Source organism: Niveispirillum sp. KHB5.9, from assembly GCF_048066115.1.
Lineage (GTDB): Bacteria > Pseudomonadota > Alphaproteobacteria > Azospirillales > Azospirillaceae > Niveispirillum.
In genome coordinates this window covers 110,747-124,118 of sequence record NZ_JBLTYX010000013.1, presented here as the reverse complement: position 1 = coordinate 124,118, position 13,372 = coordinate 110,747, and the positions used below count along the sequence as shown (strand labels likewise).

Below are 13,372 nucleotides of genomic sequence, written 5' to 3'. Positions count from 1 at the left end.
TCTGGGGATTGCGCTGTGCGCGATTGGCCCTTGCCTTGATCGCCGTCCCGCAATACCCATTTAAGGGCAAAATGGTGATCGACGGCGCCTCCTGTCAGGGCCGGCGATACCAACGGGGCCTGGCCCCGGACTCGCTCTTTGATGAGGGGATCAGACGTGACCACCCGCCTGTCGCTGTTCAACAGCCCATTCCTGCTGGGCTTCGACCAGTTCGAACGCACGCTCGACCGTATCGCCAAGAACGCGAACGAGGGCTACCCGCCCTACAATATCGAACAGACAGGCCCCGACGGGCTGCGCATCACCCTGGCCGTGGCCGGTTTCACCTCGGAAGACCTGGCGGTCCAGATGGAGGACAACCAGCTGGTCATCCGCGGCAAGCAGGCCGACGACAAGAACCGCATCTATCTGCATCGCGGCATCGCCGCCCGCCAGTTCCAGCGCAGCTTCGTGCTGGCCGAAGGGATCGAGGTGGTGGGCTGCAACCTGGATAACGGCCTGCTGCATGTCGACCTGCGCCGGCCCATCCCGGAACCCAAGGTCCGCACCATCAAGATCGGTATCGGGGAGAATGGCAGCGGCGACGCACCCCGCACCATCGACGTCTCCCCCGACCGCCGGGGTTAAGGGTTTAGAATTGAGAAATTTCAGGCCGGCGACCGCCGGCCCGGCGCACGTGCGCCGTGAGCCAAGCGGCCGGATGGCCGCGCCCGGCGCCTGAGGGCGCAAACAATGTCACAAGCCGTAAACCATATTTCAACGGTTGGTGGCCTTAATGGGGCTACGCCAACCCTATTGGCCCCTGCCGCAGGCGGGCGGGGCAAGATTTGGAGTTACGGGGCACATGAACCAGACCATCCTGTATCTGCGCCGGTTGAGCCCCAAGGATTTCGCCGATTTCGGCGTCAATGATCTGGCCTATGTCAAGCCCACGGAAACGGAAGGCAAGCCCGGCTATGCCATCCATGCCGCCGACGGCACCATCCTGACCGTGGTGGAACGCCAGGACGTGGCGTTCGCCACCGTCCGCCAGCACGACATGGAACCGCTGAGCCTGCAGTGACCGAGTGGCCGGCGGGGTTTACTTCATCCGCGCGATGGTGCCCGTCGTGCTCTGGCCTTCGGTCAATGTCGCCAGTACGACGCGCCCGCCCCAGCCGATGACCTCGCCCGCCCCCACGACATTTTCCACGCTGTAATCCGCCCCCTTGACCAGCACGTCGGGGCGCAGCGCCTGGATCAGCGCCATCGGCGTGTCGTCGTCGAAGATCACCACCAGATCGACATCGCCCAGCGCCGACAGCACCGTGGCGCGCGATGCCTCGTTCTGCACGGGCCGTGTCGGGCCCTTCAGGCGGCGCACACTGTCGTCGCTGTTCAGGCCCAGCACCAGCCGGTCGCAGGCCGCACGCGCCTGGGCGATCAGGCTGACATGGCCCGGATGCAGCAGGTCGAAACAGCCATTGGTGAAACCGACGCGCAGGCCCTGGCGGCGCCAGCGCTCCACCTGCTCCACCGCCCTGGCCATGGACATGCGCTTGGCCCCGGGACCTGCGACCAGGGCCAGGCTGGCGGCGTCATGCAGTTCGCCCGGCCGCACCGTGGCCGTGCCCACCTTGGCCACGACGATGCCGGCGGCGATATTGGCCAGGTTGGCGGCCTCGGCAAGCCCGGCACCCGCACCGATGGCGGCGGCCAGCACCGCCATCACCGTATCGCCGGCGCCCGACACGTCGAACACCTCCCGCGCCTGGGCGCGCAGATGGGTGGGGGCGCCATCGGCGGGCACAACGCTCATCCCCTGTTCGGCGCGGGTGGCGATGATGTTGGCGATGCCGCAATCGGCGGCCAGCGCGCGGGCAGCCGATACCACGCCGGCATCGTCGCGCACCACCATGCCCGTGGCTTCCGCCAGTTCGCGGCCATTGGGCGTGACGCAGAAGGCGCCGCGATAGCGGCCATAATCGCGGCCCTTGGGATCGACCAGCACCCGCACATCGGCGGCCTTGGCCAGATCGATCAGCGCCGCCACGATGTCCGCCGTCAGCACGCCCTTGCCATAATCGGACAGGACCAGCACGCCCGTCCCCGGCAGCCGGTCGGCCACGGCGGCCAGCAGGCGCGTGGCATCTGCGTCACCCAAGGCGGCATCGGTCTCGCCATCGGCGCGCAGCAACTGCTGGCCGCCGGCGATGAAGCGGGTCTTGGTGGTGGTGGGGCGTCCCGGAACGGTCAGCAGCCCGCCGGCCCGACCGGTCTGCGCGGCCACCAGCGCCGTGAGTTCGCGCCCCGCCGCGTCATCCCCGATGGCGGAGACCAGATCGGTGGGCACGCCCAGCGCCGCCAGATTGGCCACGACATTGCCGGCCCCGCCGGGCATCGCCGTTTCCGACAGCACGCGCAGCACGGGGATGGGCGCTTCGGGCGACACGCGATCGACCCTTCCATGGGTGAACCGGTCGAGCATGACATCCCCCACCACCAGGATGCGGGTGCCGGCAAGCGCGTCGATCAGGCTGTGAAGGTCAGGCATCAAAGGACCGGCCAAGCGGAGAGGGGACCCGCAGGATAGCGCGAGCCCCCTCCCCACCGCCAGTAGCTGACTTACGCTATGCCCAGCCACGCGGTATCGACGATCGACGCGCGGCCTTCGGCATGACCATAGAGCAGGAAATGCTCGACCGCCGTGAAGCTGCTGGCCGCCACGTCCGCATTCGCCGCCAGATAGGCCTCGCTGCTGAACAGGGCGCTGGCGTCGCGGCCCTCTTCCAGGCCATAGGCCAGCCAGTGGCTCAGCGCCGCTTTGCCATCCGCACCGAACGCCGCCTTCAGATCGGTATTGGTCGACAGGTAATAGTCGGCGTCGAACAGGGCGTTGGGGGCGCGGCCCTCGAACTGGCCGAAGGCTTCCCAGTGCGCCTTGACCGTGGTCTCGCCGCGGGAGACCGCGGCGGCCACGTCGAGGTTCTGTTCCAGATAGAATTGTTCATCCAGCAGCCAGCCATTGGCACTGGCCATGACGCTGACCTGGACGCTGGCGGCATCCTCGGCCCGGGCGGCTTGGGGCGTCGGGGCCGAGGCGCCGGTGACGAAGGACGCGAAATAGGCCTGCTTGCCGAAGACCAGCACCTCGGTCCCCGTCAGCTGGTCGAACCCGTCGGGCGACCCTTCGCGCAGGTCGGTGATCTTGGTGACCGTGCCGCCCACGACCTGGAAGTCGTAATCGGTCAGGTTGCCGCGATAGACGGCAACGTCGGTGCCGGCGGCACCGTGAAACCAGTCATTGCCGGCACCACCGGTCATGATGTCGAACCCGTTGCCGCCGGCCAGCGTGTCGTTGCCGGCATGGCCGATCATGATATCGCCGGATGCGGTGCCCAGCAGGTGGTTACTGCCCTCATCACCTTCGATGATCGGGTTGGTGGTGCTGATCGGCGGATAGGGGGGCTCGTTCTCAGCAGCGAAATTGTTCGTCGGCATCATAGGCTCCGTTCGTTGGCCTTGCACCGGGCCGGCAGGTCATCTGCTTCCGCGGCGTGGGGGAAAGTAGCACCGGAGCGTCCAACTTCATAAGCAACTTTATAACTAATACCTCTATGACTAGCGATATCTATACAAATGGCGATCCGGCCCCACCATAACAAAACCCATGGTGAAAGGTCCGCTTCCGGGCCTGTGATCATGCGGTGACTGGTCGGCACAAAACAAAACCCGCCGGAAATTACCCTCGGCGGGCTGTGATCATTTGGTGACGCAGTTTTTGTTACGCCTTGGGGGCGTGTTTGTTGAGGATACGTTGCAAAGTACGCCGATGCATCTTAAGCCGGCGCGCCGTTTCCGAAACATTGCGGTCGCACTGTTCGAACACGCGCTGGATATGTTCCCAACGGACGCGGTCGGCCGACATCGGGCTTTCCGGCGGCGGCGGCAGCGGGCCGTCGGTCAGCAATGCCGCCTCCACCGCATCGGCATCGGCCGGCTTGGGCAGGTAATCGACGGCGCCGAACTTCACGGCGGCCACGGCGGTGGCGATGTTGCCGTACCCGGTCAGCACGACGACGCGCGCTTCGGGCCGCGCGTCGCGCAGCGCCTTGACCACGTCCAGGCCCGATCCGTCGCCCAGCCGCAAATCCACCACGGCGAAGCGCGGCGCGCTTTCATGCGCCACCTCGATCCCCAGATTGACGCTGTCCACGGCCACGACATCGAAGCCGCGGCGTTCCATGGCGCGGGCCAGACGGGTTCGAAACGGCGCGTCGTCATCCACGATCAGCAGCGAGCGCGAGGCATCGCCCGTGAAGGTCAGTTTCGGCTGTTCGCCGGTTTCCAGCGCCGCGTCCGTCATGGTCCAGGGTCCCTTATCGTTCGACTGGGCATACTTCTTAATGATGAAAAGGTTTCTACACGGTGAATGTGGGGTGTTTCCAGCGAATGACGACCATCGCCCCGCCAGCCCTGCCATTCATATAGCGAACGGATGCGCCCGACCGTTCCAGCAGGGTCTGGGCGATGAACAGGCCCAGGCCCATATTGCCCGCCGCCTCCCGCGCTGCCGGATTGCGGCCGCTGACATAGGGTTCACCCAGGCGCCCAACGAGCGTCGCCGGATAGCCTGGCCCGTCATCCTGCACGGTCAGGGTCAGGCCCGGCCCCGTCCAGTCGGCCGTCACAGTCACCTGACCGATCGCGAACTGCATGGCGTTCTGAAGAATGTTGGCCAGGCCATGCACCATTTCCGGCACCGACTGTACCTGCGGCGCGCCATCCTCCGGCTCCGCCACCGTGTCGATCACCAAATCGATGCCATGGCGCACGTAAGGGGCGGCCGTCGTCTCGATCAGCGCCGCCAGCGGCACGATCGGTTCCGCCCCGCCCCGGTCACCCGGCCGGCGCGACAGTTCGGCCAGGATGTCGCGGCAGCGCGCCACCTGGCTTTGCAGCAGGGCCACATCCTCCGCGATCGGGCTGTCGGGCGGCGTATCGCGGGCCAGTTCCTTGGCCACCACGGCGATGGTGCCCAAGGGGCTGCCCAACTCATGCGCCGCCGCCGCCGCCAAGGCCCCCACGGCCGATGCCCGCTGTGCCCGGGCCAGCGCGTCCTGGCTGGCGTTCAGGGCACCCGACAGGCGCCGTGCCCCATCCGCCACCTGATAGAGATAGGCGGCGATGAAACCGGCCGACAGGGTCAGCGCCGCCCACACCCCGAACCGGTAAAGTGCCGGCAACCCCGCCGGTTCCGCCCCCGGCCAGGGCAGCGGTGTGGCCACCAGCGCCAGACCGGAAAAGCAGCAGACGGCCAGCGCCGTCAGCAGACTGACCGCCGTGCGGCCCAGCGCACTCGCCGACACGGTCAACGGGGCCAGCATCAGCACGGCGAACGGATTATCCAACCCGCCGGTCAGATAGAGCAGCACCGTCAGCTGCACCATGTCATAGGCCAGGTAAAGCGCCGCCTCCCGGTCATCCAGGAACGGATGGGCCGCCAGCCGGCGCGCGGCATAGAGATTGACCAGGACGGAGACCCCGACCCCGGCCAGCGCATGGGCCAGCGCCAGTTCGAATTCGAACAGGGTCATCACCGTGGTCAGGGTGGCGAACTGCCCGGCCACCGCGATCCAGCGGATGGTGATCAGGGTGCGGGCACTGACCCGCCCCTCCGCCGCGGCCAGGGCCGGGCCGGGGCGCGACGGGGAATTACCGGGACTGTTGGGGATTGCCTCGCTCATGCCTTTATCCCATGATCACTTTTTGAGCATCCAAAGGGGAATCTAGTTCCCCGAAGCGAGAAAGACCATAAGCCGTTCCCATGCCCTTAGATGCCAGTAGCCGTACCCCAGCCGCCATCCATGTCGAAACGCTGACCAAGAGGTTCGACGCGCATACCGCGCTGGACGGGATCAGCTTCGAAGTGCCGGCCGGTGGGACCGTGGCACTGCTGGGCGGCAACGGGGCGGGCAAGACCACCACCATCTCCATCCTGCTGGGCCTGCTGCTGCCCACCGACGGGGTGGTGCGGGTGCTGGGCCATGACATGGCCACCGAACGCTACCGCGTCCTTCCCCGCATGAATTTCTCCAGCCCCTATGTCGATCTCCCGCACCGGCTGACCGTGCGGGAGAACCTGACGGTTTATGGCCATCTCTATGGCCTGACGCATCTGAAGGACCGGATCGAGCGGATGGCGGAAGAGCTGGACCTGACCCGCATCCTGACGCGCCCGTCGGGCAACCTGTCGGCCGGGCAGAAGACGCGCGTGACGCTCGCCAAGGCGCTGCTGAACGATCCGGAACTGCTGCTGCTGGATGAACCGACGGCCAGCCTGGACCCCGACACCGCCGACTGGGTGCGCAGCTTCCTGGAACGCTATCGCGCCCGCACCGGCGCCACCATCCTGCTGGCCAGCCACAATATGGGCGAGGTGGAGCGGCTGTGCGATGGGGTGCTGATGATGAAGGGCGGGCGCATCGTCGATCGCGGCACGCCCGCCGACCTGCTGTCCCGCTATGGCCGCACCGATCTGGAGGAAGTGTTCCTCGACATCGCGCGCGACCGGCGGCAGGCGGAACGGGTGGAATAATGCCAACGGTCATTGAGACCGTTGGCATCCGCGCCGACTGGCGCGGCGCCGCACGTGCGGCGTAGCCAAGCCCACGGATGTGGGCGCCGGCGATTGAGGGGCATGAATAGGGCGGGCCTCTCGACCCGCCCCTTCCGATTACAGACCCTTGGACTTCACCAGCTCGGCCAGGTTCACTTCCGACCGGGCGCCGTAATGACCGATGATCTCACCGGCGCAGATGGCGCCCAGGCGGGCGCAATCGGCCGGATCACGGCCCTGGGTGTAGCCATAGAGGAAGCCGGCCGCGAACAGATCGCCGGCACCGGTGGTATCCACCACCTTCGCCACCTTCTCCGCCGGAACCGAATAGGTCTCGGTCCCGACCAGGACGGTGGCGCCCTCTTCGCCACGCGTCAGCACGGCGACCTCGACATGGCGGCGGGCCTCGGCGGCGGCGCTGTCGAAATCCCCGCCGAACAGGGCGACGATCTCGCTCTCGTTCGCGAACAGGATGTCGACATGGTTCTTCACCAGATCCTGGAAGCTTTCCAGATGGCGGTTCACGCAGAACGGGTCGGACAGCGACAGGGCGACCTTGCGGCCGGCCGCGTGGGCCAGGGCGGCGGCCTTCAGGAAGGCCTGCTTGGCGGCCGGCGGGTCCCACAGATAGCCTTCCATATAGACGACTTTGGACGACTTGATCACGCCCTCGTCGATATCGTCGGGCGTCAGGTCCAGGCAGGCGCCCAGGAAGGTGTTCATGGTGCGGTGGCCGTCGGGCGTCACCAGGATCAGGCAGGAACCGGTGGGCTTGCCATCCATCAGGTCGGGCGTGTCGAACACGACGCCGGCCGCACGGATGTCATGGCGATAGACCTTGCCCAGCTGGTCATGGGCGACCTTGCCCACGAACACACCCTTGCCGCCCAGCGACGCCAGGGCCGCCATGGTGTTGCCGGCCGAACCGCCGGACATTTCCAGGCCCGGCCCCATCTTGGCGTACAGCGCGTCGGCCTCGTCCGCGCTGATCAGGCGCATGGCGTTCTTCACCAGGCCGTTGGTGGTCAGGAAATCCTCATCGGCCTTGGCGATCACATCGACGATCGCATTGCCCAGACCCACCACATCATAAACTGCCGCCACGAATGGCCTCCACAAAACGATAAGAATTGGCGCGGAGTATAGGCAGGCCGCGTCTTGCGGCAAGTGCGCATGCATCCCCATATGGAACGGGCCCGCGCATGGGTGCGGGCGATCAGGGGGATGTGCCGTATGATCCGGGAACTGGCGCGCGCTGTAGGGCAATTGCCCGATCCGTCCTTCACCCGCGTGCTGATCTGGTCCGCACTGGGCACCATCGCCCTGTTCATCGGCCTGCTGACCGGCTTCGGTTGGCTGCTGACCCATACATCGCTGTTCGATATCGGCTGGGTGGAAACGGGCATCGACCTGCTGGGCGGGCTGGCGGCGCTGGTGCTGGCCTGGCTGATGTTCCCGGCGGTGATGATCGCCGTCTCCGCCACCATGCTGGACGGTATCGTCGATGCGGTGGAGCGGCGGCATTATCCGCATCTGCCCCCGCCGCACCGCATTCCGGCCTGGCGGTCGCTGTGGGAGGCGTTGAAATTCCTGGGCCTGGTCGTGCTGCTGAACCTGCTGGCCCTGCCCTTCTATTTCATCCCGGTGCTCAACCTGTTCGTCTGGTTCCTGGTCAACGGCTATCTGGTGGGCCGCGAATATTTCGAGCTGGTGGCCGCGCGACGGCTTACCCCCGCCGGGGTGCGCCTGCTCCGAAATGAGAAGCGCATGGGTCTTTTTGCGGCAGGCATCATTATCGCCTTTCTTTCGTCGCTTCCTCTCGTCAATCTGCTGGTGCCCGTGCTGGCGGCGGCCTTCATGGCGCATCTCGTCGAAGGGATGCGGCGTGAGTTGCCGGTCGCCCCGCCCGCGTGAACCGGCCCCTGAATATGGGCCGACACCCCGCTTTAGCCGATGAGACATTGGGGGCAAGAAGACATGTTCCGACGCCAGAGACCGCCCGTGGCCCCGGCCACGCCCACCCCGCCCGAGCCGCCGGTGCCGCCCGCACCCCCGGCCGATGCGGGGACCGCTTCCGGGCCCGACCCGACAGAGCCGGCGGCGGTCGAGACAACACCCATTCCCACCGCTGAACCCAGCACCGCTACCGGTTCCGACACCAGCCCGAGGACGACGATGAACACGCCCTTCTCCACCCAGCCCGGCGGCCCGCTTTCCTCTGCCGCCCCGTCGCTCAAGACGGAGATTCCGCGCCGCGTCGTCGACATCCCCAACAGCCCGCCCAAGCGCGTGGCGCCGACGGGCGTGGAGGGCAACAGCCCCGCCGCGACGGAGATGCGCAAGCTGATCGTCGGCCGCGACATCAGCCTGTCGGGTGAGATCGCCGCCTGCGACGTGCTGGTGGTCGAAGGCACGGTGGAAGCCAAGCTGCGCGACGGCCATGTCGTCGAAATCGCCGATACCGGCCTGTTCAAGGGATCGGTGGAGATCGACGAGGCCGATATCGGCGGCCGGTTCGAAGGCGACATCACGGTGCGCAACACGCTGAAGGTCCGCTCCACGGGCCGTATCACCGGCAATATCCGCTACGGCACGCTGGAAGTGGAAAATGGCGGGCAGCTGTCCGGCACCATCCAGGTGCTGGGCTCCGCCGCCGCCGCCGCACCGGCGCCGGTCGTGGCCGAAGCCCCCGCCAATGTCGACAGCCCCGCCCCGGCGGAGGAGGAGACGGTGGGTTGATCCGGCCCGCTTGTTTTCCTTGAACAGGCCCCGCCCATCCACCGGCGGGGCTTTTTCATGCCTGCCTTGCCCTGGCAGGTGATCAAGGGGCTTGCATCCGTCGCGGAGTTTGTCCATAAAGCCGCCCACCGCGCCGGTCACCCAGACGGCGGGCAAGAGTTTCGGGGCCATAGCTCAGCTGGGAGAGCGCTACAATGGCATTGTAGAGGTCAGCGGTTCGATCCCGCTTGGCTCCACCAAAATGAAAAGGGCTTCGCTGGAAACGGCGGGGCTCTTTCTCGTTTTGGGGTTGAATTACCCGCCGCTCCCCTTGCACCCCACCTTCCCAAAAGGGAAACTGACCGTCCAATCACATAAGGGGCGGGGGGTATCTTGGCGCGCAGGCGGAACGGACGGACGGGCTTCGGCTGGGGTCGGGCCCTGGGATATGGGGTGGCCGGCATCGGCGGGCTGCTGGTGCTGGCCGCGGGTGCCTTCACCATCAACCTGACCCTGTCCAAGCCGACGCTGGAGGGAACCCTGGCCCTGAAGGGGCTGGCGGGTCCCGTGTCAGTAACCCGCGACGCCCAGGGCGTGCCCACGCTGGAGGGTGGCAGCCGCGCCGACCTGGCCCATGCCCTGGGTTTCCTGCATGCCCAGGAACGCTATTTCCAGATGGACCTGATCCGCCGGGCGGCGGCGGGCGAATTGTCGGGCCTGCTGGGCCCGATCGGTCCCGTGCTGGACCTGGATAAGGGCCGCCGCATCCATCGCCTGCGCCATCGTGCCGCCCAGGTGGTGGCCACGGCACCGGCCGACCAGAAGCAGGTGCTGGACGCCTATGTCGCCGGGGTGAACCAGGGGCTGGAAGCGCTGGGCGGTCGTCCGTTCGAATATAGTTTGCTGATGGCGGCACCCCAACCCTGGAAGGCGGAGGACACGATCCTGGCCGCCTATGCCATGTACCTGGATTTGCAGGATGAGGATGCGCTGGGTGAGCGCATCCGCGCCCAGGCCCTGGCGCAGCTGGGGCCGGAGATGGCGGGCTTCCTTTATCCGCGCGGCACACCTTTGGACGCCGCCATCGACGGCACCAGCTTCCCGGAACCGCCGATGCCGGCGGCCCTGGCCACGCCGGCCACCACCAAGGCCGCCATGGTCGATCCCGATCCCGGCCCCACCCTGGGCAGCAATTCCTGGGCCGTGGGCGGGGCGCTGACGGAGAATGGTGCCGCCCTGGTGGCCGATGACATGCATCTGGGCATCGCCGTGCCTGGCACCTGGTACCGCGCCCGGCTGCGCATCACCGGCACCGACGCGATGGATGCCACCGGCGTCACCCTGCCGGGCACCCCGGCCCTGGTGGCGGGCAGCAACGGCAAGATCGCCTGGGGTTACACCAATTCCTATATCGACACGTCCGATAGCGTGATCCTGGAGCCGGTGGAAGGGGCGCCCGATCAGTACAAGACCCCCGACGGGCCCAAGGCCCTGACCAGGACCACCGAACGCATCTGCCCCGCCTGGGCCGATTGCCAGGATCTGGTGGTGGAGGAAAGCATCTGGGGCCCGGTGGTGGAGACACGGCCCGACGGAACCAAGATCGCCGTGCGCTGGACGGGGCATGAACCCGACGCCATCAACCTGGCCGGCCTGCTGGGGCTGGAACGGGCGGACAGTGTCGCCACCGCCATCACCATCGCCCATGTGGCCCGCCAGCCGCAGCAGAATCTGGTGGTGGGGGACGCCGCCGGCAATGTCGCCTGGACGGTGATCGGCGCCGTGCCGGCCCGGTTCGGCCATGATGGCAGCCTGCCCGCCAGCTGGGCCGACGGCACACGCGGCTGGAACGGCATGCTGCCGCCCGACCAGGTGCCGGTGGTCTTGAACCCCGACCATCACCGCATCTGGACCGCCAATGCCCGAATCGTGGGCGGGGAAGCGTATGACAAGCTGGGTGATGGCGGTTACGACATGGGTGCCCGTCAGGGCCAGATCCGCGACGGGCTGCTGGCCCGCGACCGGTTCGCGCCGGCCGACATGCTGGCCATCCAGCTGGACGACCGCGGCCTGGCCCTGGAATTCTGGCAGGCGCAGATGCTGACGGCACTGGAGGCGCGCCAAGGCGATGCTGCCCTGGCAGCCCTGACCCCGTCCGTGCGCGACTGGGGCAGGCGGGCAGCGGTGGACAGCAGCGGCTATCGCATCGTCCGCGCCTTCCGCACATCCGTATCTCAGAAACTGTACAGCGCCTATCTGGGACTGGAAGGCCCCCAGGCCCGCAATCGTGCGGCGTCCCAGCAGGAAGCGCCGCTGCGCCGCCTGCTGACCGACCGGCCGGCGGGGCTGGTGCCCCCTGGTTACAAGGATTGGGACGCGCTGCTCGACGCCGCCCTGACCGAGGTGGCGGGACAGGTGACCGAGGCGGGCGGTGCCGCCGCCTTCACCTGGGGTGCCCGCAATACCGCGCAAATCCATCATCCGCTGGCTCGCATCCTGGCCCCCGTGGGCTGGCTGACCGACCCGCCGGAACAGGCCCTGCCCGGCGATACGATGATGCCCCGTGTCCAGGGGCCTGGATTCGGCGCCAGCCAGCGTTTCGCCGTTTCTCCCGGCCATGAGGAGGAGGCCTATTTCCACATGCCCGGCAGCCAGAGCGGCCACCCGCTCTCCCCCTACTACCTGCTGGGCCATGATGACTGGGCCCAGGGCCGGCCCACCCCTTTCCTGCCCGGTGCCGCACGCTGGACCCTGACGCTGCAGCCGGGCACTTGATGGAAAGTTTGCTTTCCATGTAAAGTGAACTTGACAGATCGACCTGCCATCCCCCATATGTAAAGCATGCTTTACATATGGGGGAAATGATGGGTAACGCACGACGCTATGTGATGGAATTGCTGGCCAGCCTGACGGCCTATGCGCTGGTGCTGGTGGCGGTGAACAAGGCCGAACAATGGGGCTGGATTCCCGATGTGCTGCTGATCCCGGCGGCTCTGCTGCCCATGCTGCCCGGCATCGCCACGGTCTGGGTGATCATGCGCCATATCCGCAGCCTGGATGAGATGCAGCGCCGCATGCAGTTCGAGGGACTGGCCTTCGGCTTCACCATGACGGCGCTGATCACCTTCTCCTACGGCTTCCTGGAGGGGCAGGGGCTGCCCCGGCTGTCGATGTTCGCCGTGCTGCCGCTGATGAACGTCCTGTGGGTGCTGGGCTACATGCTGGCCTGCCGCCGCTATCGCTGAGGGGGCGGCCATGAAGAACCGGTTGAAGGACCTTCGCGCCGAACGCGGCTGGTCCCAGGGCGATCTGGCCGACAAGCTGTCCGTATCGCGCCAGACGGTGAACGCCTTGGAAAACGGTCGCTACGATCCCAGCCTGCCTTTGGCATTCGCCATCGCCCGGTTGTTCGGTCAGCCGATCGAGGCGATTTTCCAGGAGGATTGAGGGATTTTCCCACCTTGTGCCAGCGCCCGGCTTCTCGAGGGAGCGTAATATACGGAAGAGAGTACCCGTAGCGCCCCGGCAGGTTATAGTATGTTCACAAGGGCTTCCGGCCCTGACGGGCATGGGCCGGGGCGGATATCGGGTCAACAGCGGCGGTGGGCACCATGAATCTCGAGCTTCGCACCTTCTCCATCCGGGACGCCGCCGCCGAGGAGGATGAGCTGCGCATCGCCAATTTCCTGCGCACGGTGGAGGTGGAACGGATCGACACGGCCTATGCCGAGGGTGGCTGGCGGGTCATGGTCCATTTCCGCGACCTGCGCCGGCGGGAAGAGCAGGCGCAGATCGAATCGGCCATCCAGGAGGCGCTGAACGCCTGGCGCGGTGACGTGGCCCGTACCCAGGGCATCGGGCGTGACGAGGTGATCAGCAATCATCTGCTGGCCGAGGTGGCACGCTTCGCCCCCACGACGGAGGTGGAACTGTCCGTCATCGCCTCCAGCCTGGGCGAGAACACCCAGAAGCATGGCGCCGCCATCGTCGCCGTCGTCCGTCAGACCATGGAAGAACTGACGGGTTAAGGGCATTCTCCGTGGTCATGAGTTTCCG

General features: G+C 66.8%; 14 protein-coding genes and 1 tRNA gene. 10 read left to right on the top strand and 5 right to left on the bottom strand.

Features of this window, described 5'->3' with window-relative positions:
* Positions 1 to 141: 141 nt before the first annotated feature.
* Together ACM9HJ_RS20185 and ACM9HJ_RS20180 are read left to right on the top strand one after the other, a co-directional pair.
* Positions 142 to 627: an Hsp20 family protein gene (locus ACM9HJ_RS20185; protein WP_416573562.1), complete on the top strand. Its 486-nt coding sequence runs from the start codon at positions 142 to 144 to the stop codon at positions 625 to 627.
* 217 nt (positions 628 to 844) lie between these two features.
* The gene (locus tag ACM9HJ_RS20180) at positions 845 to 1,063 is read left to right on the top strand and encodes a DUF1150 family protein (RefSeq protein WP_416573561.1); all 219 of its coding nucleotides are present in this window, start codon (positions 845 to 847) and stop codon (positions 1,061 to 1,063) included.
* Between the two features lie 18 nt (positions 1,064 to 1,081).
* Here ACM9HJ_RS20180 and rfaE1 read toward each other — a convergent pair whose 3' ends face one another.
* The 4 genes from rfaE1 to ACM9HJ_RS20160 form a co-directional block, all read right to left on the bottom strand.
* A complete protein-coding gene (gene rfaE1, locus ACM9HJ_RS20175) occupies positions 1,082 to 2,533 on the bottom strand; it encodes a D-glycero-beta-D-manno-heptose-7-phosphate kinase (RefSeq protein ID WP_416573560.1) in 1,452 nt (483 codons plus the stop codon).
* Positions 2,534 to 2,604: 71 nt separating this feature from the next.
* On the bottom strand, positions 2,605 to 3,480 hold the full coding sequence (locus ACM9HJ_RS20170; RefSeq protein ID WP_416573559.1) for a hypothetical protein: 876 nt from the start codon (positions 3,478 to 3,480) through the stop codon (positions 2,605 to 2,607).
* Between the two features lie 283 nt (positions 3,481 to 3,763).
* The gene (locus tag ACM9HJ_RS20165) at positions 3,764 to 4,345 is read right to left on the bottom strand and encodes an ActR/PrrA/RegA family redox response regulator transcription factor (protein ID WP_416573558.1); all 582 of its coding nucleotides are present in this window, start codon (positions 4,343 to 4,345) and stop codon (positions 3,764 to 3,766) included.
* A gap of 55 nt (positions 4,346 to 4,400) precedes the next feature.
* A complete protein-coding gene (locus tag ACM9HJ_RS20160) occupies positions 4,401 to 5,726 on the bottom strand; it encodes an ActS/PrrB/RegB family redox-sensitive histidine kinase (RefSeq protein WP_416573557.1) in 1,326 nt (441 codons plus the stop codon).
* Between the two features lie 80 nt (positions 5,727 to 5,806).
* Between ACM9HJ_RS20160 and ACM9HJ_RS20155 the strand changes: the two genes are divergently transcribed.
* Positions 5,807 to 6,577, top strand: coding sequence for an ABC transporter ATP-binding protein (locus tag ACM9HJ_RS20155; RefSeq protein WP_416573556.1), 771 nt, complete (start codon positions 5,807 to 5,809; stop codon positions 6,575 to 6,577).
* A 138-nt stretch (positions 6,578 to 6,715) separates the two neighbouring features.
* Here ACM9HJ_RS20155 and ACM9HJ_RS20150 read toward each other — a convergent pair whose 3' ends face one another.
* The gene (locus ACM9HJ_RS20150) at positions 6,716 to 7,702 is read right to left on the bottom strand and encodes an adenosine kinase (RefSeq protein ID WP_416573555.1); all 987 of its coding nucleotides are present in this window, start codon (positions 7,700 to 7,702) and stop codon (positions 6,716 to 6,718) included.
* Positions 7,703 to 7,831: 129 nt separating this feature from the next.
* Between ACM9HJ_RS20150 and ACM9HJ_RS20145 the strand changes: the two genes are divergently transcribed.
* The 7 genes from ACM9HJ_RS20145 (at position 7,832) to ACM9HJ_RS20115 (ending at position 13,344) form a co-directional block, all read left to right on the top strand.
* Positions 7,832 to 8,512 (top strand): EI24 domain-containing protein, encoded by a 681-nt coding sequence (locus ACM9HJ_RS20145; protein WP_416573554.1) that lies wholly within the window; start codon positions 7,832 to 7,834, stop codon positions 8,510 to 8,512.
* Between the two features lie 63 nt (positions 8,513 to 8,575).
* Positions 8,576 to 9,337, top strand: a complete 762-nt coding sequence (locus tag ACM9HJ_RS20140) for a polymer-forming cytoskeletal protein (protein WP_416573553.1) — start codon at positions 8,576 to 8,578, stop codon at positions 9,335 to 9,337.
* A gap of 163 nt (positions 9,338 to 9,500) precedes the next feature.
* Positions 9,501 to 9,576: transfer RNA gene (locus ACM9HJ_RS20135), tRNA-Ala, on the top strand.
* Between the two features lie 133 nt (positions 9,577 to 9,709).
* Complete coding sequence (locus ACM9HJ_RS20130; protein WP_416573552.1) at positions 9,710 to 12,091, top strand: penicillin acylase family protein; 2,382 nt, start codon at positions 9,710 to 9,712, stop codon at positions 12,089 to 12,091.
* Positions 12,092 to 12,180: 89 nt separating this feature from the next.
* Positions 12,181 to 12,561, top strand: coding sequence for a hypothetical protein (locus ACM9HJ_RS20125; protein WP_416573551.1), 381 nt, complete (start codon positions 12,181 to 12,183; stop codon positions 12,559 to 12,561).
* A gap of 10 nt (positions 12,562 to 12,571) precedes the next feature.
* Positions 12,572 to 12,763 carry a helix-turn-helix transcriptional regulator gene (locus ACM9HJ_RS20120; RefSeq protein WP_416573550.1) on the top strand — a complete coding sequence of 64 codons (192 nt, stop codon included), beginning with the start codon at positions 12,572 to 12,574 and terminating at the stop codon, positions 12,761 to 12,763.
* Between the two features lie 164 nt (positions 12,764 to 12,927).
* Positions 12,928 to 13,344: an HRDC domain-containing protein gene (locus ACM9HJ_RS20115; RefSeq protein ID WP_416573549.1), complete on the top strand. Its 417-nt coding sequence runs from the start codon at positions 12,928 to 12,930 to the stop codon at positions 13,342 to 13,344.
* The last annotated feature ends 28 nt before the right edge of the window (positions 13,345 to 13,372 follow it).

Coding starts and splice junctions, on each gene's coding strand:
- ACM9HJ_RS20185 (WP_416573562.1), top strand. CDS start 142: ATGAGGGGATCAGACGTGACCACCCGCCTGTCGCTGTTCAACAGCCCA.
- ACM9HJ_RS20180 (WP_416573561.1), top strand. CDS start 845: ATGAACCAGACCATCCTGTATCTGCGCCGGTTGAGCCCCAAGGATTTC.
- rfaE1 (WP_416573560.1), bottom strand. CDS start 2,533: ATGCCTGACCTTCACAGCCTGATCGACGCGCTTGCCGGCACCCGCATC.
- ACM9HJ_RS20170 (WP_416573559.1), bottom strand. CDS start 3,480: ATGCCGACGAACAATTTCGCTGCTGAGAACGAGCCCCCCTATCCGCCG.
- ACM9HJ_RS20165 (WP_416573558.1), bottom strand. CDS start 4,345: ATGACGGACGCGGCGCTGGAAACCGGCGAACAGCCGAAACTGACCTTC.
- ACM9HJ_RS20160 (WP_416573557.1), bottom strand. CDS start 5,726: ATGAGCGAGGCAATCCCCAACAGTCCCGGTAATTCCCCGTCGCGCCCC.
- ACM9HJ_RS20155 (WP_416573556.1), top strand. CDS start 5,807: ATGCCCTTAGATGCCAGTAGCCGTACCCCAGCCGCCATCCATGTCGAA.
- ACM9HJ_RS20145 (WP_416573554.1), top strand. CDS start 7,832: ATGATCCGGGAACTGGCGCGCGCTGTAGGGCAATTGCCCGATCCGTCC.
- ACM9HJ_RS20140 (WP_416573553.1), top strand. CDS start 8,576: ATGTTCCGACGCCAGAGACCGCCCGTGGCCCCGGCCACGCCCACCCCG.
- ACM9HJ_RS20125 (WP_416573551.1), top strand. CDS start 12,181: ATGGGTAACGCACGACGCTATGTGATGGAATTGCTGGCCAGCCTGACG.
- ACM9HJ_RS20120 (WP_416573550.1), top strand. CDS start 12,572: ATGAAGAACCGGTTGAAGGACCTTCGCGCCGAACGCGGCTGGTCCCAG.
- ACM9HJ_RS20115 (WP_416573549.1), top strand. CDS start 12,928: ATGAATCTCGAGCTTCGCACCTTCTCCATCCGGGACGCCGCCGCCGAG.